The 22,627-nt window shown below is 68.8% G+C and carries 23 protein-coding genes; 15 read left to right on the top strand and 8 right to left on the bottom strand.

Annotated elements, in window-relative coordinates; genetic code table 11:
• Positions 1-2 precede the first annotated feature (2 nt).
• From murU to EGK63_RS00460, 4 genes are read right to left on the bottom strand one after another with little or no spacing between them, the layout of a single operon-like run.
• Positions 3-716, bottom strand: coding sequence for an N-acetylmuramate alpha-1-phosphate uridylyltransferase MurU (gene murU, locus EGK63_RS00475; protein ID WP_165906495.1), 714 nt, complete (start codon positions 714-716; stop codon positions 3-5).
• Positions 713-1,801: an N-acetylmuramate/N-acetylglucosamine kinase AmgK gene (gene amgK, locus EGK63_RS00470; RefSeq protein ID WP_125899414.1), complete on the bottom strand. Its 1,089-nt coding sequence runs from the start codon at positions 1,799-1,801 to the stop codon at positions 713-715. The genes murU and amgK overlap by 4 nt, the downstream gene beginning before the upstream one ends.
• The gene (gene tsaE / locus EGK63_RS00465; protein ID WP_125899413.1) at positions 1,794-2,297 is read right to left on the bottom strand and encodes a tRNA (adenosine(37)-N6)-threonylcarbamoyltransferase complex ATPase subunit type 1 TsaE; all 504 of its coding nucleotides are present in this window, start codon (positions 2,295-2,297) and stop codon (positions 1,794-1,796) included. The genes amgK and tsaE overlap by 8 nt, the downstream gene beginning before the upstream one ends.
• Positions 2,298-2,307: 10 nt before the next feature.
• On the bottom strand, positions 2,308-3,186 hold the full coding sequence (locus EGK63_RS00460) for a 1-acyl-sn-glycerol-3-phosphate acyltransferase (RefSeq protein WP_125899412.1): 879 nt from the start codon (positions 3,184-3,186) through the stop codon (positions 2,308-2,310).
• A gap of 69 nt (positions 3,187-3,255) precedes the next feature.
• On the opposite strand from EGK63_RS00460, the gene EGK63_RS16940 reads away from it, so the two are divergent.
• The 3 genes from EGK63_RS16940 to EGK63_RS00445 all read left to right on the top strand — a co-directional run bounded on the left by EGK63_RS16940 (position 3,256) and on the right by EGK63_RS00445 (position 8,262).
• The gene (locus tag EGK63_RS16940; protein ID WP_125899411.1) at positions 3,256-5,364 is read left to right on the top strand and encodes a S9 family peptidase; all 2,109 of its coding nucleotides are present in this window, start codon (positions 3,256-3,258) and stop codon (positions 5,362-5,364) included.
• 76 nt (positions 5,365-5,440) lie between these two features.
• On the top strand, positions 5,441-7,549 hold the full coding sequence (locus EGK63_RS00450) for a S9 family peptidase (RefSeq protein ID WP_125899410.1): 2,109 nt from the start codon (positions 5,441-5,443) through the stop codon (positions 7,547-7,549).
• A gap of 65 nt (positions 7,550-7,614) precedes the next feature.
• The gene (locus EGK63_RS00445) at positions 7,615-8,262 is read left to right on the top strand and encodes an alpha/beta hydrolase fold domain-containing protein (RefSeq protein WP_125899409.1); all 648 of its coding nucleotides are present in this window, start codon (positions 7,615-7,617) and stop codon (positions 8,260-8,262) included.
• A 4-nt stretch (positions 8,263-8,266) separates the two neighbouring features.
• On the opposite strand, the gene EGK63_RS00440 is transcribed toward EGK63_RS00445, so the two are convergent.
• Positions 8,267-8,803, bottom strand: coding sequence for an SRPBCC domain-containing protein (locus tag EGK63_RS00440; protein ID WP_125899408.1), 537 nt, complete (start codon positions 8,801-8,803; stop codon positions 8,267-8,269).
• A 111-nt stretch (positions 8,804-8,914) separates the two neighbouring features.
• Between EGK63_RS00440 and EGK63_RS00435 the strand changes: the two genes are divergently transcribed.
• The 5 genes from EGK63_RS00435 to EGK63_RS00415 all read left to right on the top strand — a co-directional run bounded on the left by EGK63_RS00435 (position 8,915) and on the right by EGK63_RS00415 (position 13,586).
• The gene (locus EGK63_RS00435) at positions 8,915-10,360 is read left to right on the top strand and encodes an AMP nucleosidase (RefSeq protein WP_125899407.1); all 1,446 of its coding nucleotides are present in this window, start codon (positions 8,915-8,917) and stop codon (positions 10,358-10,360) included.
• 152 nt (positions 10,361-10,512) lie between these two features.
• On the top strand, positions 10,513-11,139 hold the full coding sequence (locus EGK63_RS00430; RefSeq protein WP_125899406.1) for a hypothetical protein: 627 nt from the start codon (positions 10,513-10,515) through the stop codon (positions 11,137-11,139).
• Position 11,140: 1 nt separating this feature from the next.
• Positions 11,141-11,458, top strand: coding sequence for a transcriptional regulator (locus EGK63_RS00425; protein ID WP_125899405.1), 318 nt, complete (start codon positions 11,141-11,143; stop codon positions 11,456-11,458).
• 41 nt (positions 11,459-11,499) lie between these two features.
• Positions 11,500-12,276 (top strand): tyrosine-protein phosphatase, encoded by a 777-nt coding sequence (locus EGK63_RS00420; protein ID WP_125899404.1) that lies wholly within the window; start codon positions 11,500-11,502, stop codon positions 12,274-12,276.
• The gene (locus tag EGK63_RS00415) at positions 12,273-13,586 is read left to right on the top strand and encodes an anthranilate synthase component I family protein (RefSeq protein ID WP_371412891.1); all 1,314 of its coding nucleotides are present in this window, start codon (positions 12,273-12,275) and stop codon (positions 13,584-13,586) included. Before EGK63_RS00420 ends, EGK63_RS00415 begins: the two co-directional genes overlap by 4 nt.
• A 1-nt stretch (position 13,587) precedes the next feature.
• Here EGK63_RS00415 and EGK63_RS00410 read toward each other — a convergent pair whose 3' ends face one another.
• Genes EGK63_RS00410 through EGK63_RS00400 form a run of 3 tightly spaced genes read right to left on the bottom strand, consistent with a single transcriptional unit; the run spans position 13,588 to position 15,085 of the window.
• Positions 13,588-14,145, bottom strand: a complete 558-nt coding sequence (locus EGK63_RS00410) for a TadE/TadG family type IV pilus assembly protein (protein ID WP_125899403.1) — start codon at positions 14,143-14,145, stop codon at positions 13,588-13,590.
• Positions 14,142-14,672: a TadE/TadG family type IV pilus assembly protein gene (locus EGK63_RS00405; protein ID WP_125899402.1), complete on the bottom strand. Its 531-nt coding sequence runs from the start codon at positions 14,670-14,672 to the stop codon at positions 14,142-14,144. Before EGK63_RS00405 ends, EGK63_RS00410 begins: the two co-directional genes overlap by 4 nt.
• A gap of 8 nt (positions 14,673-14,680) precedes the next feature.
• Positions 14,681-15,085, bottom strand: coding sequence for a pilus assembly protein N-terminal domain-containing protein (locus EGK63_RS00400; protein ID WP_125899401.1), 405 nt, complete (start codon positions 15,083-15,085; stop codon positions 14,681-14,683).
• A gap of 284 nt (positions 15,086-15,369) precedes the next feature.
• Here EGK63_RS00400 and EGK63_RS00395 point away from each other — a divergent pair, with 284 nt between their 5' ends.
• The 7 genes from EGK63_RS00395 (at position 15,370) to EGK63_RS00365 (ending at position 22,626) form a co-directional block, all read left to right on the top strand.
• Complete coding sequence (locus tag EGK63_RS00395; protein ID WP_125899400.1) at positions 15,370-15,558, top strand: Flp family type IVb pilin; 189 nt, start codon at positions 15,370-15,372, stop codon at positions 15,556-15,558.
• Between the two features lie 127 nt (positions 15,559-15,685).
• The gene (locus EGK63_RS00390; protein ID WP_125899399.1) at positions 15,686-16,198 is read left to right on the top strand and encodes a prepilin peptidase; all 513 of its coding nucleotides are present in this window, start codon (positions 15,686-15,688) and stop codon (positions 16,196-16,198) included.
• Positions 16,199-16,308: 110 nt separating this feature from the next.
• Positions 16,309-17,268 carry a Flp pilus assembly protein CpaB gene (cpaB, locus tag EGK63_RS00385; protein WP_125899398.1) on the top strand — a complete coding sequence of 320 codons (960 nt, stop codon included), beginning with the start codon at positions 16,309-16,311 and terminating at the stop codon, positions 17,266-17,268.
• Positions 17,269-17,279: 11 nt separating this feature from the next.
• Complete coding sequence (locus EGK63_RS00380; RefSeq protein ID WP_371412885.1) at positions 17,280-18,833, top strand: type II and III secretion system protein family protein; 1,554 nt, start codon at positions 17,280-17,282, stop codon at positions 18,831-18,833.
• A gap of 5 nt (positions 18,834-18,838) precedes the next feature.
• On the top strand, positions 18,839-19,528 hold the full coding sequence (locus tag EGK63_RS00375) for a CpaD family pilus assembly protein (RefSeq protein WP_125899396.1): 690 nt from the start codon (positions 18,839-18,841) through the stop codon (positions 19,526-19,528).
• Positions 19,525-21,042, top strand: coding sequence for an AAA family ATPase (locus EGK63_RS00370; protein ID WP_125899395.1), 1,518 nt, complete (start codon positions 19,525-19,527; stop codon positions 21,040-21,042). The genes EGK63_RS00375 and EGK63_RS00370 overlap by 4 nt, the downstream gene beginning before the upstream one ends.
• On the top strand, positions 21,043-22,626 hold the full coding sequence (locus EGK63_RS00365) for a CpaF family protein (protein WP_125899394.1): 1,584 nt from the start codon (positions 21,043-21,045) through the stop codon (positions 22,624-22,626).
• The last annotated feature ends 1 nt before the right edge of the window (position 22,627 follow it).

The following is a 22,627-nucleotide window of genomic DNA, read 5'->3' as shown; positions in this document are numbered from 1 at the left end:
GATCAGGCCTCCGCCTTCAGCCGCGCCTCGGCCTCGTCGCGCGCCTGCGGGTCGCCGACGTGCATCCAGTCGCCGTCCAGCACGCAGCCGAACAGGCGCCCCTCGGCGGCCGAGGCGCGCCACAGGGGACTGAGCGAGAAGGGGCCGTCGGGCCCGTGGTCGGCGTAATCGGGCCGGGTGATGTGGACGCCCATATAGGCGTAGGGGGCGCTGGCGGCCTCGCCCCGGAAGGTCAGGGCGCCGTCGTCGGCGAGGAAGAAGTCGCCGCCGCCCTCGAAGCCGATGGAGCCTTCGCGCCGGGCCAGCAGCAGGGCGGCGTCCATGCGCGCGGGATCCCACAGGCGGATGAGGTCGCCCAAGGCGTCGCCTCGGTCGATCCAGACGCTGTCGATATTGGCGACGAAGACGGGAGCATCGCCTAGCAGGGGACGGGCCTTCTTCAGCCCGCCGCCGGTCTCCAGCAGTTCGGCGCGCTCGTCGGAGATGCGGATGCCCGGGCGGGGGCGGGCGGCCAGATGGCTTTCCAGCCGGTCGGCGAACCAGTGGACATTGACCACGGCGTCGGTCACGCCCGCCTCGGCCAGCCGGTCGAGCACATGGTCGATGAGCGCCTTGCCGTCGACCTCGACCAGCGCCTTGGGCCGGTCGTTCGTGAGGGGGCGCATCCGCGTGCCGAGCCCGGCGGCGAGAACCATGGCGGTTGTGGGAGACGTCATCGACGCACGTCCTCCGGCACGTGGCGATCCATCCAGGCGGCGACGGCTTCGAGGCCCGGCGCCTTCAGATTGGCGTTCAGGTGCGCCCACATGCGCGGCATGAAGGCGGCGTAGCGGGGCTTGCCGTCGCGGGCGATCAGGCGGGCGAAGATCCCGAGAATGCGCGCCTCGTTCAGGGCGGCCAGGCCGGCGTAGGCGGCCATGAAGGCCTCGCGGTCTGTCTCGGGGCGCAGGGCGAAATAGTGGTCGAGGGCGAACGCCTCCAGCTCGGGCGCTACGTCGCGGCGGGCGTCCTGCAGCAGGGAGTGCAGATCCCACGACGGGTGGGCCTTCACCGCGTCCTGGAAGTCGATCATCCCGACCGAGGCGGCGCCGGTTCTGCCGTCCAGCCGGATCAGATTCTCGGCGTGATAGTCGCGGTGCGCCATGACGGTCGCGCCCGCCTCGCCCATCGCCGTGATCGGCGCCCAGGCCGCGCGCCATTCGGCGACGGCGGCCTCGTCGAAACTGAGGGCGGGGATCAGTTTGGGCAGCCATTCGACGAACAGGTCGGCGCCGCCTTGCAGCGCCGTCTGGTCATAGGTCAGCAGGGGCCAGTCGCCGGCCGGGCCGGTCAGGACATCGGGCGTCGGGGCGGCGTGCAGGACGGCCAGAGCCTCGACGGCGGCGCGATAGAGGGGAGCGGGATCGGCGCCGTCCTCGATGACGCGGGCGAACAGGGCGTCGCCGAAATCCTCGATCACGGCCAGACCGTTAGGAGCGTCGACGGCGACGATTTCGGGCGCGGACAGGCCGAGCGACGTCAGATGGGCGGCGACGGCGGCGAAGGCTTCGATGCGACCGGCGGACAGGCGGGCGACGGCGTTCCAGCCGTGGGCGTGGCGCTGTTCCGGCGTCCACAACGGATCGCAGGGCCGGCTTTCGGCGGCGGGGGCCTGATCCATCAGCATCAGGGAGGCGCCGGACGGCGTGGTCAGCCGCTCGTATCGGCGTGTCGAGGCGTCGCCGGGCAGGGGCGCGCGGACGGCCTCGGCCAGACCGGCCGAGCGCAGGAAGTCGAGACGGAGGGCTTCGCGGTCAGACATGGAGTTCCTTCAGTTTGGCTTCCCACGAACCTGCGCCGGAAACGGTCGCAACTCTTCCAGAGAGGCCCCTATCGCCGCCCTCGCGGAGGGCGGCTGCTTGAGGGGCGGGTTCCGAGATTTCGATCGTCAGACGGTCGGGGCCGAGCATCCGGCCGGGATCGTCGCCCAGCCGTTCGGGCCATTCGATCAGGGCGCACCCCTCGTCCAGCGCCTCGTCCAGCCCGACCTCGAAGGCCTCCTCCGGAAGGGTCAGGCGATAGAGGTCGAAATGGGCGATGGGCGGGTCGCTCTCATAGAACTGGACCAGGGTGAAGGTCGGCGACGGCACGTCCTCGTCAGGGCGCGTCAGGGCGCGGATCAGGCCGCGCGCCAGCGTCGACTTGCCCATGCCCAGCGGGCCGTACAGCAGGACGGATTCGCCCGGCGCCAGCAGGGGGGCGATGGCTTCGCCGAGGCGGGTGGTGGCGTCGGCGTCGGGAAGGTCGAAAGTCGTCATGCGGAGGGCATCAGGCGAAGGTCGCGTCCGGATCGGCGGCCAGGGTCCGCTCGACGAAGGTTTTCAGTTTCAGAGTGGCGGCCTGGGCGTCGACGTCCAGGGCCAGCGGCGGGATGGGGCGACCGACGATCAGGTCGAAGGCGCGGCCCTTTTTGTTCAGCAGTTCGTGGAAGAGGGTGATGTCGCGCAGCTCCTGCGACACCTTGTCGAACAGGTGGAACAGGCGGCTGCTAGGGCCGGAGACGTGGATCGGGATCACCGGCGCCTCGTACTTGCGGGCCAGCGAAGCGGCGGTGGCGGCCCATTCGGGGTCGGTCAGCAGACCGTCCGGGCCGACGCGGGCCAGGCGTCCGGCCGGGAACATGACGACGCAGCGTTCGGCCTCGAACGCCTCTTTCGCGGCCTGGAGGGTGGCGCGGGTCTTTTCGCGCGTGCGCTTGGCCGTGACCCATTCGACGGGGACGACGGTCTCCGACAGGCGCGGCGAGACGCGCAGCGCATCGGCGTTGGCGAAATAGATCAGGTCGTTTCGCACCGTGCGCAGGGCGTCATGCACGGCCAGGCCGTCGGCGATGCCGGTCGGATGGTTGCACACCACCAGACAGCGGCCCGAGGCGGGCAGGCGATCCAGATGCGCCGTCCGCACCGTCAGCTCCAGCAGGTCGGAGACGTAGTCCAGCGCCTGGCGACCGCCCATCGGGCCGATGGCGTCGGCCATGCGCCGCGCCTTGGCGTAGTCGAGCAGGCCGTAGAGGGCGGGCCGCGCCAGAGGCCAGGCGGCCGATCCCGTCAGGCGGGGCGCGCGCTCGGCGATCAGGACGTCGACAATGTGCGGAGCCGGACTCATCGCCTGCTTGTCGCCGAGGCGGCGGCGTCGGGCAAGCGCCATCCAGCTTGGCTAGGACCGGATCGCCGCCTATGCAGGAAACCTGACCATTCTTTGGGGGAGTGTAGCGTAATGACCCGATCACACTGGATGACGGCTGCGGCCGTCCAGATGCTGTTGCTGGCGGGCGGCTTGGCCGCGACGCCGGTTCTGGCCCAGGAAGCGCCGGCCGCGGCGGTTGCGCCGGCTCAGGCCGAGGCCTCGGACCGCCTCGGCCTGAAGGATCTGGCGATGATGGAGCGGGTCAGCGATCCGCGCGTCTCGCCTGACGGCCGCCGCGTCATCTACGCCGTGACGCGCACCGACTGGGACGGCAACCGCAACCTGACGGGCCTGTGGATGGTCGATGTCGACGGCGCGACGGCGCCGCGTCGCCTGCCGATCTCCGAGGGCGGCGTCTCGGGCGCGCGCTGGGCGCCGGACGGGCAGTCGATCTACTTTCTGTCGCCGCGCGGGGGATCGACCCAGGTGTGGCGGACGGACCGCGAGGGCATGGCGGCGGCTCAGGTGACGACCTTGCCGGTGTCCCTGTCGGGTTTCCGCTTCACGCCGGACGGCAAGGCCCTGGTGCTGGGCGTGTCGGTCTATACGGACTGTGAGACTCTGGAGTGCACCAAGGATCGCCTGGCCGAACGGGCCAAGTCGAACCAGCAGGTCTATGACCGGATGCCGCTGCGGGTGTTCGACCGCTGGGCCGACGGCCGCCAGAGCCACATCTTCCTGCAGCCGCTGAACGGCTCGGGCTTCGCCGAGGGCCAGCCGCGCGACCTGACCGCCGGACTGGACGGCGATGTCAGCGTCGGCGAGGGCGGGCTGACGATCGCGCGCGACGGGCGCGCCTTCATCTATGCGGCGCGCAAGCAGGCGGACCGCGCCGCCTTCACCAACGACAGCGACCTGTATCGCCTGAGCCTGGACGGCGGCGCGCCGGTCAATCTGACCGAGGGCCATTCTGGACCGGACGGGGCGCCCGCCCTGTCGCCCGACGGACGCCGTCTGGCCTGGCTGGCGGCCCCGCGCGAGAACGTCGGCGGCGATCAGCCGGTGGTCATGGTGGCCGATGCGAACGGCGCGAACGCCCGCGCCCTGACCAATTGGGATCGCGGTCCCAGCGGCCTGACCTGGCGCTCGGACGGCCGGGCGCTCTATGTCACGGCCGCCGACGAGGGCCAGAACCGCCTGTTCGAGATCGACGCCCGCACCGGCGCGGTGAAGGCCCTGACCGACATCGGCTCGGTCGGCGACTTCGACGAGGTCGGCGGCGTGCTGGCCTACGCCCATGAGAGCTTCACCGCCCCGACGCAGGTCTTCATCGTCCGGAACGGCCAGGCTGCGCGCCAGGCGACCCAGCACAACGCCGAACTGCTGGCCCGCATCGACCTGCCGCGCCCCGAGGAGATCCGCTTCCCCGGCTGGAACGACGAGACGACGCACGGCTGGGTGTTCAAGCCCGCAGGCTTCGTCGAGGGCCGTAAATATCCGGCCGTCTATCTGATCCACGGCGGACCCAAGTCGCCCTGGACCGAGAGCTGGTCCTACCGCTGGAACCCCCAGGTCTATACGGCGGCGGGCTATGCGGTGGTGATGGTCAACTTCCACGGCTCGCCGGGCTACGGCCAGGCCTTCACCGACGCCATCAACGATCACTGGGGCGATCGTCCGCTGGAAGATCTGCGCAAGGGCTGGCAGGCGGCGCTGTCGGCCAATCCGTGGATCGACGGCCAGCGGGCCTGCGCGCTGGGCGCCTCCTACGGCGGCTATATGGTCAATATGATCGCGGGCCAGTGGAACGAGCCGTGGCGCTGCCTGGTCAACCACGCGGGGGTGTTCGACGTGCCGCAGTTGATGAACGCCATGGACATCTCGACCTTTATCCATGAGTTCGGCGGCGCGACCTGGGACCGCAAGGCCGTCTATGACGCCCACAATCCCGAGACCTATGCGGGCGACTGGAAGAAGCCGATGCTGGTGCTGCACGGCTCCAAGGACTTCCGCGTGCCGATGGAGCAGGGGCTGGCGACCTTCTCGGCCCTGCAACGGCTGAACATCCCCAGCCGTTTCGTCCATGTGCCGGACGAGAACCACTGGGTGCTGAAGCCGCAGACCTGGGTCGAGTGGCAGCAGGAGATTCTGGACTGGACGGCCGACTGGACGAAGGAAGGTCAGCAAACGGCCCCTTAGACAGGAGGCTTTGCGGGCGGCGCGCGGCGGTGTTAGGCCTTCGGCCAGACTTCACATCCGCATGAGGAGCGCCTGAATGCGCCGCCTGCCCCATCTCCTGCCCGGCCTCAGCGCCGCCGCCCTGCTGACCGCCACGGCCCTGCCGGCCCTGGCCGAGGGGGCGCCCGCCGTTCCGGCCGCGGCGACGGCCCAGGCCCGTACGGCCTTCACCTATCAGGACATGATCTCGGCCAACCGGCTGGGCGATCCCCAGGTGTCGCCGGACGGCGAGTGGGTGGTCTATGCCCTGACCCAGACGGACGTGGCGGCCAACAAGCGCTCCAGCGCCCTCTACATCCTGGGCCTGAAGGGCGAGGGTCAGCCGCAGAAGCTGGCCATCTCCGAAGGCGGCGCCAACACCGCCCGCTGGGGCGCCGACGGCAAGCTGTATTTCCTGTCGAGCCGTTCGGGCTCCAGCCAGGTCTGGGTCTCGGCCGACAAGGGCGCGACGGCGACGCAGGTCACGGCCCTGCCGACCGACGTCAACGCCTATCGCATCAATGGCGCGGGCGATGCCGTGGCCGTGTCCCTGGCCGTCTACCCGGATGCGGCGGATCTGAACGCCTCGGTCGCGCGCGGCAAGACCGAGGCCGAGCGCAAGTCGACCGGCCAGGTCTATGACCGCATGTTCGTGCGTCACTGGGATACGTGGAACGACCACACCCAGAACCACCTCTTCGTCCAGTCGATCGGCGCCGACGGCAAGGCGGGCGGCGAGCCGGTCTGGGTCACGAAAGGCTTCGACGGCGACACCCCCTCCAAGCCGTTCGGCGACGAGAGCGAGTTCACCTTCGCCCCTGACGGGCAGTCGCTGGTCTTCTCGGCGCGCAAGGCCGGGAACAGCGAGCCGTGGAGCACGAACTTCGACCTCTACAGCGTCGCCGTCTCGGCGCCGGGCCAACTGACCAATCTGACTGAGGCCAACCCGGCCTGGGACACCGGCCCGGTCTTCTCGCCCGACGGTCAGACCCTGGCCTACCGCGCCATGGCTCGTCCGGGCTTCGAGGCCGACAAATATTCGATCTTCCTGCGCGACGTCGCTACCGGCCAGACGCGCCAGATCGCGGCCAACTGGGACCGTTCGGCCGATACGCTGCAATGGTCGAAGGACGGGAACACCCTCTATACGACGGCGGGCGACGTCGGTCAGACCCGCCTGTTCGCCATCGACGCGCGCAACGGGGTGGTGACGCCGCTGACAGGCGAGGGCCACGTCGGCGCCTTCCAGCAGACGCCCTCGGGCTTCGTCATGGCGGTCGACACCCTGACCTCGCCCAGCGACCTGTTCTTCAAGACCTATCGCGGCCGCGAAATGCCGCGCCGCCTGACGAACGTGAACCCGCAGCTGGCGACCAAGGCCTTCGGCGAGGCCGAGCAGTTCAGCTTCCCCGGCTGGAACGACGAGACGGTCCACGGCTACGTCATCAAGCCCGCCAACTACGTCGAGGGCCAGAAGTATCCGGTCGCCTTCCTGATCCACGGCGGGCCGCAGGGCTCGTTCGGCAACGGCTGGTCCTACCGCTGGAACCCCGAGACCTATGCGGGCGCGGGCTATGCGGTGGTGATGATCGATTTCCACGGCTCGACCGGCTACGGCCAGGAATTCACCGACGCCATCAGCCAGCACTGGGGCGACCGCCCGCTGGAAGACCTGCAGAAGGGCTGGGCTTTCGCCCAATCGAAGTACGGCTTCCTGGACGGTGACAACGCCTGCGCCCTGGGCGCCTCCTACGGCGGTTATATGATCAACTGGATCGCCGGCAACTGGCCGGGCGAGTTCAAATGCCTGGTCAACCACGACGGCGTCTTCGACACCTTCGGCATGGGCTACGGCACTGAGGAGCTGTGGTTCACCGAGTGGGAATACGGCGGCACGCCGTGGGAAAACCCGGAGGGCTATCAGAAGTTCAACCCGGCCAACCACGTGCAGAACTGGCGCGACCCGATGCTGGTGGTCCAGGGCGACCTCGACTTCCGCATCCCGACGTCTCAGGCCCTGTCGACCTTCACCGCCCTGCAACGGCGCGGGATCGAGAGCCGCTTCGTCTTCTTCCCGGACGAGAACCACTGGGTGCTGAAGCCGGCCAACAGCCTGCAATGGCACAATGAGGTGTTCGGCTGGCTGGATAAGCATCTGGCCAAGTAAGGCTCGGCCTGACTTCGGGGCGCGGTTCGACAGGGCCGCGCCCCTTCGGCTTTCGGGGAGGCGGAATGACGAGACGAGGGCTTCTGGCGCCGCTGCTGGCGACCGTGGCGACGGCGGCCTGCGCGCCGTTGGTCGGCGAGGGCGTGGCTCCGGTTCCGCTGGGGCCGCCCGGCTGGCGTTCGGCGCGCGCGGCCTATGGCGCCGACCCGCGTCAGAGCCTGCGTCTTTATCGCCCGGCGCGGGCGGGCGGCTCGCCGATCCTGGTCCTGCTGCCGGACGGCGCGCCCGAGGCGGCGGATGAACGCATGGCGCGCGATCTGGCCGAGCAGGGTTTCGTGGCGGTCCTGGCTGACCGTCGAGCGGCGCCGGGCAGTCCCTATCCAGCCTTCATCGCCGATGCGGCGGCGGCGGTCGCCTGGGCGGCGCGGCGGGCGGATGATCTGGGCGGCGACGCGAGGCGGATCGGCGTTTTGGGCCAGGGCGAGGGCGGTCGTGCGGCCCTGATGCTGGCGCTGGACCGTCGCTATCTGGCGGCGGCGGGCGCGCCCGCCGCGGTGCGCGCGGCGGCGGCCCTGGACGCGCCGCCGCGACCGGACGCGACCTTCACCGACCCGTCCGCCTATGGCGGCGCCTCCGACGCGGCGTCGGTCTGGCGCGGAGCGGCGGGCGATAGGACGGGCGCGATCGCCTTCCTGCGCCAGGCGCTGGGCTGAGACGTCAGTCGGCCCGCTCGGCCTGCGTCTTCAGATTGGCCAGTTGGGCCGACAGCACTCCGTCGACCGGCGCAGCCCAGGCTTCCAGCCCGCCGCTCGCGTAGCCGCCGACGACATAGGTCCAGGTCAGGGTCGTCCCGTCGCCTTCCGGCTTCAGGCTGAACGTCAGGCCGCCTGCCGCGCCCTGACTCTGCAGCGGGCCGAGGCCGCCCTGCAGCACGAGCTTCGATCCCGGCTCGACCAGCACCGTCTCCAGATGGCGCGAGACGCGGCCGTCCGCCGCCCGCTCGCACCAGCAGCCGCCGGGCGACAGGTCCAGCGACAGGACTGAGTTCTTGAACCAGCGGTGGTCGCGGCTCCACCAGGCGTCGGGCGCGGTCAACATCGCCCAGACCCGCGCGGGCGGCGCGTTCAGGGTCAGCGTCCCGCCGACCTCGAACCCATGCGGCGCGGCCGACTTCACCTCGGCCCAGGCGGGCGCCGGAACAGAGATGACGGCCAGCAGGGCGGCGACGATGAGCGGAAACGAGCATCGAACCATGGGAAATCCTCCAGTTGCACGAGGAAGCGCGCGGGCGCGTCTGCGGTCAACTGTCGTGTCAGCGTGTTTCCCCCGTCTCGCCAAGGTCACGGTTTTCCGCTAGAGGAAGCCATGACAGACAAGATGACCCCCCAGGCGGCGCTGGACCGCCTCGAAACCCTCTACAGCCAATCCGTCGCCAACCTGCGCACCGCAGTGAAGCGTTTTATCGAGACCGGCGAGCGCGCCGATCCCGAAGCCCGGGCCGCCGGCCTGTTCGCCTATCCCCGACTGACCATCAGCTGGTTCGGCGATCGCCCGCAGGATCTCGAGACGCGCGCCTTCGGCCGCCTGTCGCGCCCCGGCGTCTATACGACCACCGTCACCCGTCCTGACCTGTACCGCGCCTATCTGCTGGAGCAGCTGACGCTGCTGTCCGATGAATACGGCGCCCGGATCACGGTCGAGCCGTCGGAACAGGAAATCCCCTTCCCCTATGTGCTGGACGGTTCCGGCGTGGTGCTGGACAGCTCCATGACGGCGGCCATCGCCCGCTGGTTCCCGACCACGGACCTGGCCCACATCGGCGATGAAATCTCGGACGGCCTGTTCGAGCCGGGCGAGGACTTTCCCCTGGCCCAGTTCGACGGCCTGCGCACCGACTTCTCGCTGGCGCGGCTGCGTCACTACACCGGCACCCCGGTCGAGGACGTGCAGTCCTATGTGCTGTTCACCAACTATCATCGCTACGTCGACGAGTTCGTGCGCTGGGCCTGCGCCCAGTTGGCCGATCCGGACAGCCCCTATGAGACCCTGTCGTGCGCCGGCGGCGTGGTCATCGACCGCGCCACGCCGAACCCGGAAGTCGCCATCATGGACGCGGCCTGGCGCCGCCATCAGATGCCCGCCTATCACCTGACCCGGCCGGACGGCCAGGGCATCACCCTGGTCAACATCGGCGTCGGGCCGTCGAACGCCAAGACGATCTGCGACCACCTGGCCGTCACCCGTCCGCACGCCTGGATGATGATCGGCCACTGCGGCGGCCTGCGCGGCAGCCAGACCATCGGCGACTATGTGCTGGCCCACGCCTATCTGCGCGACGACCATGTTCTGGACGCCGTCCTGCCCGCCGACATCCCCATCCCCAACATCGCCGAGGTGCAGCGCGCCCTCTATGATGCGACCAAGCTGGTCTCGGGCGCGCCTGGCGAAGAGGTCAAGAAGCGGCTGCGCACCGGCACGGTCGTCACTACCGACGACCGCAACTGGGAGCTGCGCTATTCCAAGTCGGCTCTGCGCTTCAACCAGAGCCGCGCCGTCGCCATCGACATGGAAAGCGCCACCATCGCGGCCCAGGGCTATCGCTTCCGCGTGCCCTACGGGACGCTGCTGTGCGTCTCGGACAAGCCGCTGCACGGCGAGATCAAGCTGCCGGGTCAGGCCAACCGCTTCTATGAAGGCTCGATCTCCGAGCATTTGCAGATCGGCATTCAGGCGGTGGACCTGTTGCGCGCCGAAGGCGCCCGTTTGCACTCCCGCAAGCTGCGCGCCTTCGACGAGCCGCCGTTCCGGTAAGACGACCCGCTGACCTGATGAGGGCGCTGGGGGCTCCCCCGGCGCCCTTTTGCTTGGGCGCTGGGAGGGTCGTATGGTGCGATTTCAAGAAAGAACTTTACAAAATAAAGTCCTTGGCCTATTGTCGCTTTCAACAGGCAGGGAGAGACGCCATGACCCGCGACCAGGTTCAATCCGTTCACGACGACATCGCCTATATGAAGGCGCTCGCCCAGGAGGGGCGCCAGGCGCCGCTTCTGGGCGGATCGGTGCTGGTCGCCGCGGCCGTAATCTTCGGGGTCGCCACGGTCGGCCAGTGGATGATGGCGCTGGGTCGCATCCCCAACGGCGGCTGGGAAAGCCTGTCGCTGTGGCTGGGTGCAGCCGCAGTATTCGTGATCGCTCTGGTCGTGCTCATCCGCCGCATCGAAAGCGCCAGCGGCGGCGCCAGCGCCATGAACCGGTCGGTCGGCGCGGCCTGGTCGGCCATCGGCTACGGCATCTTCGTCACCTGGACGGCCCTGATGGTCTTCGGCTGGCGCACCGGCGACTGGGGCGTGATGGCCCTGATGCCGACGGTGGTCATGGGCGCCTACGGTTCGGCCTGGATGGTAGTGGCCGCCATCAGCCGCAAAGCCTGGCTCAACGTCGTGGGCCTGATCTCCTACGCCGGCGCCGTGGTGCTTGCCGGACTGGGCGATCCCCTGCTCATCTATCCGGTCTATCTGGTCCTGCTGATCGCCGTCGCCCTCGCGCCCGGACTGATCCTGGTGCGCGGCGCAACGAAGAAGGCGGGCTGAGATGAACGTCGAGGACGAGACCTCGAACTTCGACATCGCCCGCATCGACGAGGTGATCCACGGCCGGGTGCGCCTGGGGATCATGGCCTATCTGTCCGGGGTGGAGAGCGCCGACTTCGGCGAACTGAAGGCCCGGCTGCAGACGACGGACGGCAATCTGTCGGTGCATTTGCGCAAGCTGGAGGAGGCGGGCTTCGTCGCCGTGTCCAAGAGCTTTCAGGGCCGCAAGCCCCTGACGCGGGCCAGCATGACAGAGATAGGCCGCGACGCCTTCCTTACCTATCTGGACGCCATGTCGGCCCTGGTGGCGGGGCGTTAGGCGACTGGCGTCGTTCGAGGAACAGTCTAAGGAAGGCGGTCATGAGCGACCGCCTTTCGCCGTTCGAGGCCATCGACAACTTCCGCGACTATGGCGGCTACGCCGTGGACGATCGCCTGCTGGCGCGCGGGCGGCTGTATCGCGCGGCGCATCAGGCGCGGGCGACCGACGCCGACGTGGCGCGGCTGGCGGCGCTGAAGCTGGCCGCCGTGGTCGATCTGCGCCGCCCGAGCGAGCGCCGAGCCCAGCCCTCGCGCCGTCCGGTCGGCTGGGGCGGGACGCTGATCGAAAGCGACCATGACGACGGCGGCGAGGCGCCGCACCTGACTTTTCTGAAGACCGCCGACCTGACCGAGGCGTCCGGTCGCGCCTTCATGACCGAGACCTATCGCCGGCTGCCCTTCGAAGCGGCTCATGTCGACCTGTTCGGCCGCTACTTCCGCCTGTTGGCCGAGGTCGAGGGGCCGGTGCTGATCCACTGCGCGGCGGGCAAGGACCGGACCGGCCTGCTGGCGGCCCTGACTCACAGCCTGCTGGGCGTGGCCCACGACGACCTGATGGCGGACTACCTGCTGACCAATCAGGCTGTGAGGCTGGGCGAGCGGGCCGAGGAGATGGCGCGCAAGCTGACCGCCTTCACCGGCCGCATGGCTTCGCACGGGGCCGTCGTCGCCTTTCTCGGGGTGGAGGGCGGCTATCTGCAGGCCGCCTTCACCGCCATCGAGATGCGGTATGGCTCGATCCGCGCCTATCTGGATCAGGCTCTGGGCGTGGATGCGGACCGGGCCGATCGTATCCGGGCGCGGCTGTGTCGCTGAAAGCTCTGCAGATCGAGCCGTGCGGCTGGGTCGATCCGCTGGCTGTCGCGGCGGGGTTGAACCGGCGCGAGGGCGCGCTGGCGCTGATCGCCGGGGCGGGCGATCCCGCCGCGCACGGCGGGAGGCTGTCTTTTGTCGCTTGCGAGCCGGATCTGAGCGTGGCGGGGCGGGCGGATGACGCGGCCTTGTTCCAGGCTCTGCGTGATCCGGGCTTTGCGGGGGGCGGCGTTGTCGGGTTGATGAGCTATGACGCCGGCGCGCGTTCCGCGACGGGCGAGCGGAGCGGGGGCTGGCCGGACCTGATGCTGGCCCGCTATCCGGCCGTGCTGACCTTCGATCATCAGAAAAAGGTCGTCCATGCCGTGGGGCGCGGGCGCACGGCGGCGGAGGCGCGAGAGCAGGTCCGCCGGGCGGCGGGATGGCTGACGCTGACCGAAGCGCCCGATGCGCCGTCCGCGCCCGCATCCGCCTTTGACGGCGAGGCGCCGCCTGAGGTCTATGAGGCGGCGGTGGCGGACGTCGTGGCGCGTATCGCGGCCGGCGAGCTGTTCCAGGCCAATATCGCTCGGGCCTGGTCCGGGCGGCTGGAGGCCGGGCGAGACCCGTTCGACGTCTTTCTTCGGCTATCGGCGGCGCGCGGCGCGGCCTACGGCGCCTTCTGGCGGTTAGGCGGGCGGGCCATCGTGTCGAACTCGCCCGAATTGTTCCTGACCTTTGACGGCGTCGATGGGCGGATGGAAACCCGGCCGATCAAGGGCACGCGTCCGCGTGATCCCGATCCGGCCATCGACGCCGTCTTGGCCGCTGAACTGGCCGCCAGCGCCAAGGATCGGGCCGAGAACCTGATGATTGTCGATCTGATGCGGAATGATCTGGCGCGGGCGGCGCGACCGGGCTCGGTCAGGGTCGAGCGCCTGTTCGAGGTCGAGCGTCATCCGACCGTGCATCATCTGGTCTCGACGGTCAGCGCCCAGGCGGCGGACGGTTTCGGCCCGGCCGACGTGCTGGAAGCCGCCTTTCCGCCCGGCTCCATCACCGGGGCCCCCAAGCATCAGGCCATGAAGGTGATCGCGGGCCATGAGCCGCCGCGCGGGCCGTGGTGCGGCTCCCTGTTCGGCCTGGGGCTGGACGGTGATCAGGCGCTGACGGCGTCTGTGCTGATCCGGACGGCGGCCTTTGTGCAGGATGCGGCGGGCTGGGGCTGGCGCGCCCAGGCCGGCGCGGGCATCGTCGCCGACAGCGACCCGCACGCCGAGCGGCTGGAGACCGAGGCCAAGATCCTGGCGCTGAAGGAGGCCCTGGTCGGTTAGGTCAGCAGTCGGTGCAGACGACGCGATCGACGGTTCGCGGGCGCAAGAAGTAACGGCGAGACAGCGTGACCGGTTTGGGCAGGACCGCGGCGAAGGGCGATTGATAGACGTATTCCGTCTCGCCCATGATGATGGTCTGTTCCTTCTCGACCACCTCGGACGGCAGGTCGGTGATCGGATCGTCGCGTTGGAGCGGGGCCAGCGCCTTGCCGTTGCCGTGGCTCCATTCCACCGTCGCTTTGCCGTTGGCGTCGACGGCGATGCTGGAGGCCCGGACCGATAGCTCGCTGGCGGGGAAGGGACGCATGATCAGTCCGCCGACCGCAAAGACCGCGTCGATGCCTGCGCGGCTGGTCTGCTCGCTCTGGGCGATCAGATCGGACACGACCGAGGCGGCGTGGCTGGCGCGGCGCTGGGCCATGAAGCCCTGGCTGAACTCGACCAGGCCGAAATAGAGCAGAATCATGATCGGCGCGATCAGGGCGAATTCGATCGCTGTCGCGCCTCCCTGGTCGCGAGGCAGACGCCTTAGGGGGGTGAAGCGCGGGCGCCGGCTCATTTGTAGGGCTCGTTGCGGAAAGCCAGTGTGGTCGTCAGCATCACTCGGTTATCCCTGGTGCGCGTTACGGCCTGGGCGATCACAGGGGTGAAGATCGGTTGTTCGTACCAGATGCGCACCAGAACCCGCTCGCCCGGCGCGCCGGGTTCGAAACCGAGCTGGCTGGAGTCGAACCGCGCGCCGCTCATCGGGTCAGGCGGCTGATTGTTCGGATCGTTGAGCGAAAAATCGTCGATGACGCGCACATCGATGAAGGCGCGGCTGCCGCAGTTGCTGGAGAAGAAGCCCATTTCAGAGCAGAAGTGGGTCTTGAACTGTTCCGGCGTCAGCTTCTCTTCCTGGGCCTGGCCGGTCCGGATCTGCCGCGCAGCGTCCGAGGCGGCCGTCTCGACCAGGGCGTCGACCAGCAGCATCAGGCCGATCTCCAGAATGCCGAAGAGCAGCAGGAAGAACGGGATCGCAACCAGCCCGAACTCGATCGCCGTCGAGCCTTCGCGTCGATCCCGAGCCTGGCGGCGCGTTGACAAGGCCGGGCCTATGAGCCGCGCCCGGCGGGGGCGCAAGCCGTGCCGCAGGTCACTTCGGTCGCCTCGCGGCCGCGCCAGACTCGTACGGCGCCGGTCCCGGCCGGGGCCACCACGACCTGGCGCTGGAACAGGGGCCGGCCCAGGGCGTCGACGGCGATGACCTCGGTCACGCCGTAATCCTTGCCGGTGATGAACAGGGTCCGGGCGTCTGTCACCGCCACGTCGGCGATGCCGGGGTTGGCCACGATGACCGATCCGGCGGCTGCGCTCAGATTGACGCGCGTCGCCTGATGAATTCGAACCTCCAGCGGCCGCTCCTGCGCCGATGCCGGCGCTGCGCCCAGCGCGATCGGCAAGGCGACGAACAGGGTGCGGATCAGGCTTGCGCCCTTGGGCTTGGCCGATGCCGGCATGTCGGGGCCTCCGGAGTTAAAGGAACCGGCGCGCGCGACGCCGCGCACGAAAGGTGCGACCCAAAGGTCAAGATTTCCTGAAATTCCAGAGAATGTCGGTCGGCAGGGGCTTTTATAGTAAACATCAAAGTAACCATCATATTCATGCGGGAGGCTGGTAGATTTTACTCGTCCTTAATCCACGCGGCGGCATTGTCGTCATGCAAACGGGGGTCAAGCGGGCAAATCCGGTGACCCTGAATGGTGGAACTGTTGCTCGCTTATAACTAAAGGGAAGACATCTCATGCGTAACTTCATCAATCGCTTCGCCAAAGACGAATCGGGCGCCACGGCCATTGAATACGGCCTGATCGCCGCCCTGATCTCGGTGGTCATCATCGGCGCGCTTGTCGCCATTGGCCCGAAGGTCAAAGGCATGTTCGACGGCGTGAACACCGAGCTGGACAAGGCTGCTCCTGCTAAGGAAGGCTAAGACCTTATCCAGGTTTTGGTTGCGACGGCCGGAGCGAAAGCTCCGGCCGTTTTCCTTTGACCGAGAGTCATCTTGCAGAACTTCACCAGGAAACTGAGTCTTAAAGACTTGAGGTCAGGCTGACGGCATGGACCAGCTTTCGCTTCTTCTCCTCGCCATTCTTCCGGTTCTCGCCGTCGTCGCGGCCCTGTACGATCTGACGACGATGAAGATTCCGAACTGGATCTCGATCGCCTTGGTTGTCGGCTTCTTCCCGACAGCGCTGGCGTTGGGATTGCCGTTGAGCGTGGTCGGGGTTTCGGCCGGGATGGCTGTGGCGGGCCTGTTCATCGGCGCGGGCATGTTCGCCCTGAACTGGATCGGCGGCGGCGACGCCAAGCTGTTGGCTGCGGCCACGCTGTGGATGGGCCTGTCGGGCACGTTGCACTTTCTGCTCTACACGGGCCTGGCGGGCGGGGCGTTCTGCATGCTGTTGCTGACGGCGCGCAGCCGTCTGCCCATTCTGGCCCAGACCGGGCCGGGCTGGATGATGCGGCTGATGCAGCCCAAGGGAGACATCCCTTATGGAGTCGCCATCGCCATCGGCGCGCTTCTGGCCTATCCGGCCAGTCCCGTGATGGCGGCCTTCATCGCCGGATGATCGATGTTCCCCAAGGGCTGTCCCGCTTAGGGACGTGTTAACCTCGATCCCTCATCATTGTTAACGGCAGGGGGCGATCCGCGCGGATCCGCGTCTGCCGGAGACCGTCGATGAAGCCCGCCAAAATCGCCGTCATCTGCATCGCCGCCCTGGCCGCCGTCGGCCTGGCGCTGGTGGTGCGCGCCATGGGGTCGCCCGGCCGCGAACCGGCCGCGTCCGTATCGGCCGCCGTCGAGGCGCGGCCTATGGCCAAGGTGCTGGTCGCCGCGCGCGATCTGGAGCCGGGGCGCCGCCTGGCCGACGCCGACCTGAGCTGGAAGGACTGGCCGGTCGAGGAGCTGAATCCCCTATTCATCACCGACGGCTCGACCCCGCTTCCGGCCAAGCCTGAAGGCGCCGCCGCAGAGAACGCGGCGGTCGATGGCAAGGCCAAGGACAAGCCGACCCGCGAGGAGGCCCGCGCCCAGGCGGTTGATCGGGCCATGAAGGCCGCCGCCGAACTGAACGGTCCCGGCGCCAAGGCCGACTACATCGGCGCCGTGGTGCGCGAACCCATCCTGGCCGGAGAACCCATCGTGGCGCGCAAGATCGTCCGCGCCGGGGACAGCGGTTACATGGCCGCCTATCTGGAGCCGGGCACGCGCGCCATGGCCATTCGCGTCACCGTCGAGACCGCCGCCGGCGGCTTCATCCTGCCCGGCGACCGGGTGGACGTGCTGATGACGCGCGAAATCAAGAACAACGACAGCGGCGCCGGGCCGCGCTTCACCACGGCGACCATCATGCGCAACATGAAGGTTCTGGCCATCGACCAGAGCACCCGCGCCGCCGAAGACGAGCAGGCCGTGGTCGGCGCTACCGCCACCCTGGCGGTCAGCGAGCGCGACGCCGAGTTACTGGCGCTGGCGCGGTCCGAGGGAGATCTGTCCTTGGTGCTGCGCTCCTACGCCGATACGGCGGGGCCTTCGGGTCATGTCCCCGGCGCCGTGCGACGCGGAGGCGAACGACAGGGCTCGGTGGTGAAGGTCTATCGCGGCGGCGGCGCGCCCCAGGACGTGGCGACGCCATGAGGATCTCCAGCATGAACCGTTTCGCCGCCGCCGCCTGCGTCGCCGTACTCGCCCTGAGCGGGGCGAGCGCGCCCATGGATCAGGCCGACGCCCAGACGACGCGCGCCGCGGTTACGGCGGGCTCGGCCCCGCAATTGGTCAACCTGCCGCGCGGCACCTCCTTCGCCGTCGATCTGCCCTCCGACGCAAGGGACATCATCATCTCCAATCCGCGCGTGGCCGAGGCCATGCTGCACACGCCGCGCCGCATCACCATGATCGGCCTGGAGGGCGGCGAGACGGACGCGGTCTTCCTGGACGCTTCGGGGCGCGCCATCCTGGCCTTGCGGGTACGGGTGGATGCGGGCGTCAGCGCCCTTCAGGATACGCTGAACCGCGTCGCGCCGGGCTCTAACCTGCAGGCCGAGGCGGTCAACGACAGCATCATCCTGACCGGGGTGGCCGCCAGCCCCGCCGACGCCGACCGCGCCGCCCAGGTGGCGCGCGCCTTCGTCACCGCGCCCGAGAAGGTCATGAACATGATCACGGTCGCCGGTTCGGACCAGGTGACGCTGAAGGTCCGCGTGGTCGAGGTGCAGCGCAACGTCATCAAGCAACTGGGCTTTGACACCCAGGCCGTGATCGGTCGTGTCGGCGACACCCAGTGGCTGCTGGGCAACAACGCGACCTGGGGCGTCAACGGCTCTCTTCTGGGCGGGATCGCCGGGGGCATCGCCCGCGACACCACCAAGAACTTCCAGATGGAGGCGCCGTGCATCGGGCCGGGCTGGCCGGACGGCGCCATGTGTCCGGTCATCGTCGATGGCGGCCCGGGTGATCCCGTGAACTGGGAGACGGCCCAGCCGGGTACGGGGCCCGGCTCGGACGGCCTGAACAAGGGTTCGGCGACCCTGAAGGCGTTCGAGCGGGTCGGCCTGGTCCGCACCCTGGCCGAGCCCAATCTGACCTCGGTTAACGGCGAGGCCGCCAGTTTCCTGGCCGGCGGCGAGTTTCCGGTTCCCACGGGTCGTGATCGCGATGGTCAGATCGTGGTTCAGTACAAACCCTACGGCGTGGCGCTGGGCTTCCGGCCGGTGGTGCTTTCCGGCGGACGTATCAGTCTCCAGGTCAAGGTGGAGGTGTCTGAGTTGACGCCCAGCGGCGGCCTGACCATCGGCGCCGGCACGCCCTCTTCCGTCACCCTGCCCGGCCTGTCCGTGCGGCGCAGTGAAAACACCGTCGAGCTGCCCTCGGGCGGATCGATGATGATCGCAGGCCTGTTGCAGGAAAGCACGCGTCAGGCGGTGGATTCCTTGCCGGGCATGACCAACATCCCGGTGCTGGGCCAGTTGTTCCGATCGCGTGACTATCTGATGGGCGAGACCGAGCTGGTGGTCATCGTCGAACCCTACATCGTCACGCCGACGGCGCCGGGCCGGATGCAGACGCCGGCCGATGGCCTGCGCATCGCCCATGACGCCCAGACCATCTTCTTCGGCCAGTTGAACCAGGTCTACGGCTCGCCTGCGCCGACCGCCCAGGCGGGCGCCGGATGGCGTGGACCCGTCGGCTATGTGATCGAGTGAACGCCATGACCCGACCTGCCTCGCGTTTTCTTCCCCTGATCGCCCTGGCCCTGGGCGGGCTGGCGCTGTCGGCCTGCGTCGGCGGCCCGGCGAGTCTGGGCGGCGAGCCGCCCCTGACGCCGACATCGCGCTTCTCGCTCCAGGTCGAGCCGGGGCTGGAGCGTATCGCCCTGGCGGTTCACGAGACGGGCCTGTCCGGCAATCAGCGCGCGGCGCTGGGCGATCTGGTCAACCGCTTCGCTATGGAGGGCGCGCCTGTGCTGGTGATCGAGGCGCCGTCGGGCGGCGACCCGGTGGCGAGCGAAGCGGCCTGGGGCGTCAAGGCGGCCCTGCACCAGGCGGGCGTGCCCGAGAACCGTATCAAGGTCGCGGCCTACGCCGCGCCGGACCCGCGTGCGCCGGTGCTGGTCGGCTTCGAGACGGTCCGCGCCGTGGTTCCGCAGTGCGGGACGCAGTGGGGCAATCTGGGCCGCAGCGGCGACAACCAGTCCGCTTCGAACTTCGGCTGCGCCGTCACCGCTAACCTGGCCGCCCAGATCGCCGACCCGCGCGACATTGTCGCGCCGCGCGGCATGACGCCGTCCGAAGCCGGGCGGCGCTCTGTCGTGTTCGACGCCTATCGCAAGGGCTCCGCCACCTCAGCGACGCGAGAGCCTTTGCTGTCGCAGATGCGCATCTCACAGGCCATTCAATGAGCAACCTGGCCAAGCCCCAAGCGCCGAGCGTGTTCGACGCCCTGGATGGTTTTGATCTGGACGACGAGTTTCTGGACCTTCGCAACGACCGGGGCGGCGCTGCTGCGTCTCCGGGGGCGGGATCTGCGGTTTCCATGAACACTGCGGCCCCGATGGCGGCTGAGGCGGTCCGGCCCGAGATCGAGCCGGCGCCGGTTGAACCCGCCGCGTCGCCCGTCGTGGACGCCGCGCCCGCGCCCCTGGCGACGTCGTCCGGCCTTAGCCCGATCGGCGCGACGGTCGAGGTCTCCATTCCGCGTATCGGGGTCCATGTCTTCGCCGAGCGCCAGGACACGGCCGCCGCCGCTGAACGCGCTGGCCAGGATCGCCGCATGGCGCGGGCGGCCACCCAGATCCGTCTCGGCGGCGTTCAGGCGGCCATCGAGGCCTATCAGGGCGAACCGACACCGCCCCTGGTCATCGTCGAAAGCCTGAAGGACGCGCAGAGCCTTCTGGCCGAGATCGACGCCCTGGCCCAGGTTTGCGACGCGGGCACCAAGGTGGTGATTATCGGCGCGGCCAACGACATCCTGCTGTATCGCGAACTGATGCGGCGCGGGGTCAGCGAGTACCTGGTCGCTCCGATTCAACCGCTGCAGCTCATCGCGGCTATCGGCGGCCTGTTCGCCGATCCGGCCCAGCCCTTCGTCGGGCGCACCATCGCCTTCGTCGGCGCGCGCGGCGGGGCGGGGGCCTCGGCCGTGGCGCACAACACCGCCTACGCCATGAGCGAGCGGATCGGCGTCAACACCGTCATCGTCGATTATGACCTGCCGTTCGGCACGGCGGGGCTGGATTTCAACCAGGATCCGCTGGGCGGCGTCGCTGACGCCCTGAAGCAGCCCGAGCGCCTGGACGCGACCCTGCTGGACCGGATGACGGTTCGCTGCACCGACAAGCTGAGCCTGTTTGCGGCGCCCGCGACCCTGGACGCCGATTGGGATTTCGGGCCCGAAGTCTTCGAGGAGGTTACGAGCCGCATCCGTTCCACGGCGCCCTTTGTCGTGCTGGACCTGCCGCACCTGTGGTCGGGCTGGATGCGTCGGGCGCTGATTTCGGCGGACGAGGTGGTGGTGGTGGCGACGCCGGATCTGGCCTCCCTGCGCAACGCCAAGAACATGATCGATCTGATCAGGCAGGGGCGACCGAACGACGCGCCGCCGCGTCTGGTGCTGAACCAGGTCGGCGTTCCCGGACGTCCCGAGATCCCGGTCAAGGACTTCGGCGCCGCGCTGGGCGTTCACCCCAGCCTGGTCATTCCCTTCGACGCCAAGGTCTTCGGCGCGGCCGCCAACAACGGCCAGATGATCGTGGACTCGGCGGCCAGAACCAAGGCGGCCGAGGCGTTCGAGACTCTGGCCCAGATCGTGTCCCATCGTGAACTGCCCACGACCGCCGGACAGGCGCGCGCCGCCAAGGGTTCGGCCGGGGGATCGTCCCTGTTCGCCGGCCTGTTCAGCAAGAAGCGCGGCTAGGTGTTCGGGAAACGGACAGCATCGGGAGCTGCGGTTGCGCCGCTGCGTCCGGCCGCTTCGCCAGAGCCGGACCTAGCCGCGGTTGCGGAACGGTCGTCGCACAGGGCGCTGGATCCCGTCGACGCCTTCCCGCCTGAGGAACTGGACCCGCTGACGCCGGCGACTCCCAAGCGGCCAGATCCGTTCGAGCACGCGCTGGGGCAGGGCGATCCGGTCGCGCGTCCGACGTCCGGCGGCGCGGGGCCGCGCGCCACGGCGGGGCTGGCCCAGCTGAAGAACGCCCAGGCCGTCGCCGAAATCGTGCGCGAGCAGAGCGACTATTATCACGCGACGAAGACGACCATCTTCAACGCCCTGATGAACACCATCGACCTGGCCCAGCTGGCCCAGCTGGATCAGAAGGCGGCGTCCGAGGAGATTCGCGACATCGTCGCCGAGCTGGTGGCGATCAAGAACGTCTCCATGTCGGTGGCCGAGCAGGAGCACCTGGTCCAGGACATCCTGAACGACGTCCTCGGTTACGGCCCGCTGGAGCCGCTACTGACGCGCGACGACATCGCCGACATCATGGTCAACGGGGCCGGGCGGGTCTTCATCGAAGTCGGCGGCAAGGTGCAGCTGACCAATGTCCGTTTCCGCGACAACACCCAGCTGATGAACATCTGCCAGCGGATCGTGTCCCAGGTCGGCCGCCGCGTGGACGAGGCCAGCCCGATCTGCGACGCCCGCCTGCCCGACGGCAGCCGCGTCAACGTCATCGCCCCGCCGCTGGCCATCGACGGACCGACGCTGACGATCCGAAAGTTCAAGAAGGACAAGCTGACGATGCGCAACCTGGTGGAGTACGCCTCCATCAGTCCCGAGGGGGCGCGCGTTCTGGGCGTCATCGGCGCGGCGCGATGCAATCTGGTCATCTCGGGCGGCACCGGCTCGGGCAAGACGACCCTGCTGAACACCCTGACGGCCTTCATCGACCCGACCGAGCGCGTCATCACCTGCGAGGACGCCGCCGAGCTGCAGTTGCAGCAGCCGCACGTCGTGCGTCTGGAGACCCGCCCGCCGAACCTTGAGGGGCAGGGCCAGATCACCATGCGCGACCTGGTGAAGAACTGCCTGCGGATGCGCCCCGAACGCATCATCGTCGGCGAGGTGCGCGGCCCCGAGGCCTTCGACCTGCTGCAGGCCATGAACACCGGCCACGACGGCTCGATGGGCACGCTGCACGCCAACAGCCCGCGTGAGGCGATCAGCCGTCTGGAATCCATGATCACCATGGGCGGCTACGGTCTGCCGTCCAAGACCATCCGCGAGATGATCGTCGGCTCGATCGACGTCATCGTCCAGGCCGCGCGCCTGCGCGACGGCAGCCGTCGCATCACCCACATCACCGAGGTGGTGGGGCTGGAAGGCGACGTCATCGTTACTCAGGATCTGTTCGTTTACGACATCACCGGTGAAGACACGCACGGCAAGATCACCGGCCGCCATCGTTCGACCGGCATCGCCCGCCCGCGCTTCTGGGACCGCGCCCGCTATTACGGGCTGGAACGGGAACTGGCCGAAGCTCTGGACGCGGCGGAGTAGG

The sequence above is a fragment of the Brevundimonas sp. 357 genome, from assembly GCF_003938605.1.
GTDB lineage: Bacteria > Pseudomonadota > Alphaproteobacteria > Caulobacterales > Caulobacteraceae > Brevundimonas.
Note: the sequence above shows the minus strand (reverse complement) of the source record. Positions and strands in the feature narration are given on the sequence as shown.

What these genes read in the sequence shown, in the direction of transcription:
- EGK63_RS00425 (WP_125899405.1), top strand. Translation starts at nt 11,141, where the DNA reads ATGAACGTCGAGGACGAGACCTCGAACTTCGACATCGCCCGCATCGAC.
- EGK63_RS00370 (WP_125899395.1), top strand. Translation starts at nt 19,525, where the DNA reads ATGAGCAACCTGGCCAAGCCCCAAGCGCCGAGCGTGTTCGACGCCCTG.
- EGK63_RS00410 (WP_125899403.1), bottom strand. Translation starts at nt 14,145, where the DNA reads ATGAGCCGGCGCCCGCGCTTCACCCCCCTAAGGCGTCTGCCTCGCGAC.
- EGK63_RS00440 (WP_125899408.1), bottom strand. Translation starts at nt 8,803, where the DNA reads ATGGTTCGATGCTCGTTTCCGCTCATCGTCGCCGCCCTGCTGGCCGTC.
- EGK63_RS00420 (WP_125899404.1), top strand. Translation starts at nt 11,500, where the DNA reads ATGAGCGACCGCCTTTCGCCGTTCGAGGCCATCGACAACTTCCGCGAC.
- EGK63_RS00395 (WP_125899400.1), top strand. Translation starts at nt 15,370, where the DNA reads ATGCGTAACTTCATCAATCGCTTCGCCAAAGACGAATCGGGCGCCACG.
- EGK63_RS00430 (WP_125899406.1), top strand. Translation starts at nt 10,513, where the DNA reads ATGACCCGCGACCAGGTTCAATCCGTTCACGACGACATCGCCTATATG.
- EGK63_RS00460 (WP_125899412.1), bottom strand. Translation starts at nt 3,186, where the DNA reads ATGGCGCTTGCCCGACGCCGCCGCCTCGGCGACAAGCAGGCGATGAGT.
- EGK63_RS00445 (WP_125899409.1), top strand. Translation starts at nt 7,615, where the DNA reads ATGACGAGACGAGGGCTTCTGGCGCCGCTGCTGGCGACCGTGGCGACG.
- EGK63_RS00435 (WP_125899407.1), top strand. Translation starts at nt 8,915, where the DNA reads ATGACAGACAAGATGACCCCCCAGGCGGCGCTGGACCGCCTCGAAACC.
- EGK63_RS00400 (WP_125899401.1), bottom strand. Translation starts at nt 15,085, where the DNA reads ATGCCGGCATCGGCCAAGCCCAAGGGCGCAAGCCTGATCCGCACCCTG.
- murU (WP_165906495.1), bottom strand. Translation starts at nt 716, where the DNA reads ATGACGTCTCCCACAACCGCCATGGTTCTCGCCGCCGGGCTCGGCACG.
- EGK63_RS00390 (WP_125899399.1), top strand. Translation starts at nt 15,686, where the DNA reads ATGGACCAGCTTTCGCTTCTTCTCCTCGCCATTCTTCCGGTTCTCGCC.
- EGK63_RS00380 (WP_371412885.1), top strand. Translation starts at nt 17,280, where the DNA reads ATGAACCGTTTCGCCGCCGCCGCCTGCGTCGCCGTACTCGCCCTGAGC.
- EGK63_RS00375 (WP_125899396.1), top strand. Translation starts at nt 18,839, where the DNA reads ATGACCCGACCTGCCTCGCGTTTTCTTCCCCTGATCGCCCTGGCCCTG.
- cpaB (WP_125899398.1), top strand. Translation starts at nt 16,309, where the DNA reads ATGAAGCCCGCCAAAATCGCCGTCATCTGCATCGCCGCCCTGGCCGCC.
- amgK (WP_125899414.1), bottom strand. Translation starts at nt 1,801, where the DNA reads ATGTCTGACCGCGAAGCCCTCCGTCTCGACTTCCTGCGCTCGGCCGGT.
- tsaE (WP_125899413.1), bottom strand. Translation starts at nt 2,297, where the DNA reads ATGACGACTTTCGACCTTCCCGACGCCGACGCCACCACCCGCCTCGGC.
- EGK63_RS00450 (WP_125899410.1), top strand. Translation starts at nt 5,441, where the DNA reads ATGCGCCGCCTGCCCCATCTCCTGCCCGGCCTCAGCGCCGCCGCCCTG.
- EGK63_RS16940 (WP_125899411.1), top strand. Translation starts at nt 3,256, where the DNA reads ATGACCCGATCACACTGGATGACGGCTGCGGCCGTCCAGATGCTGTTG.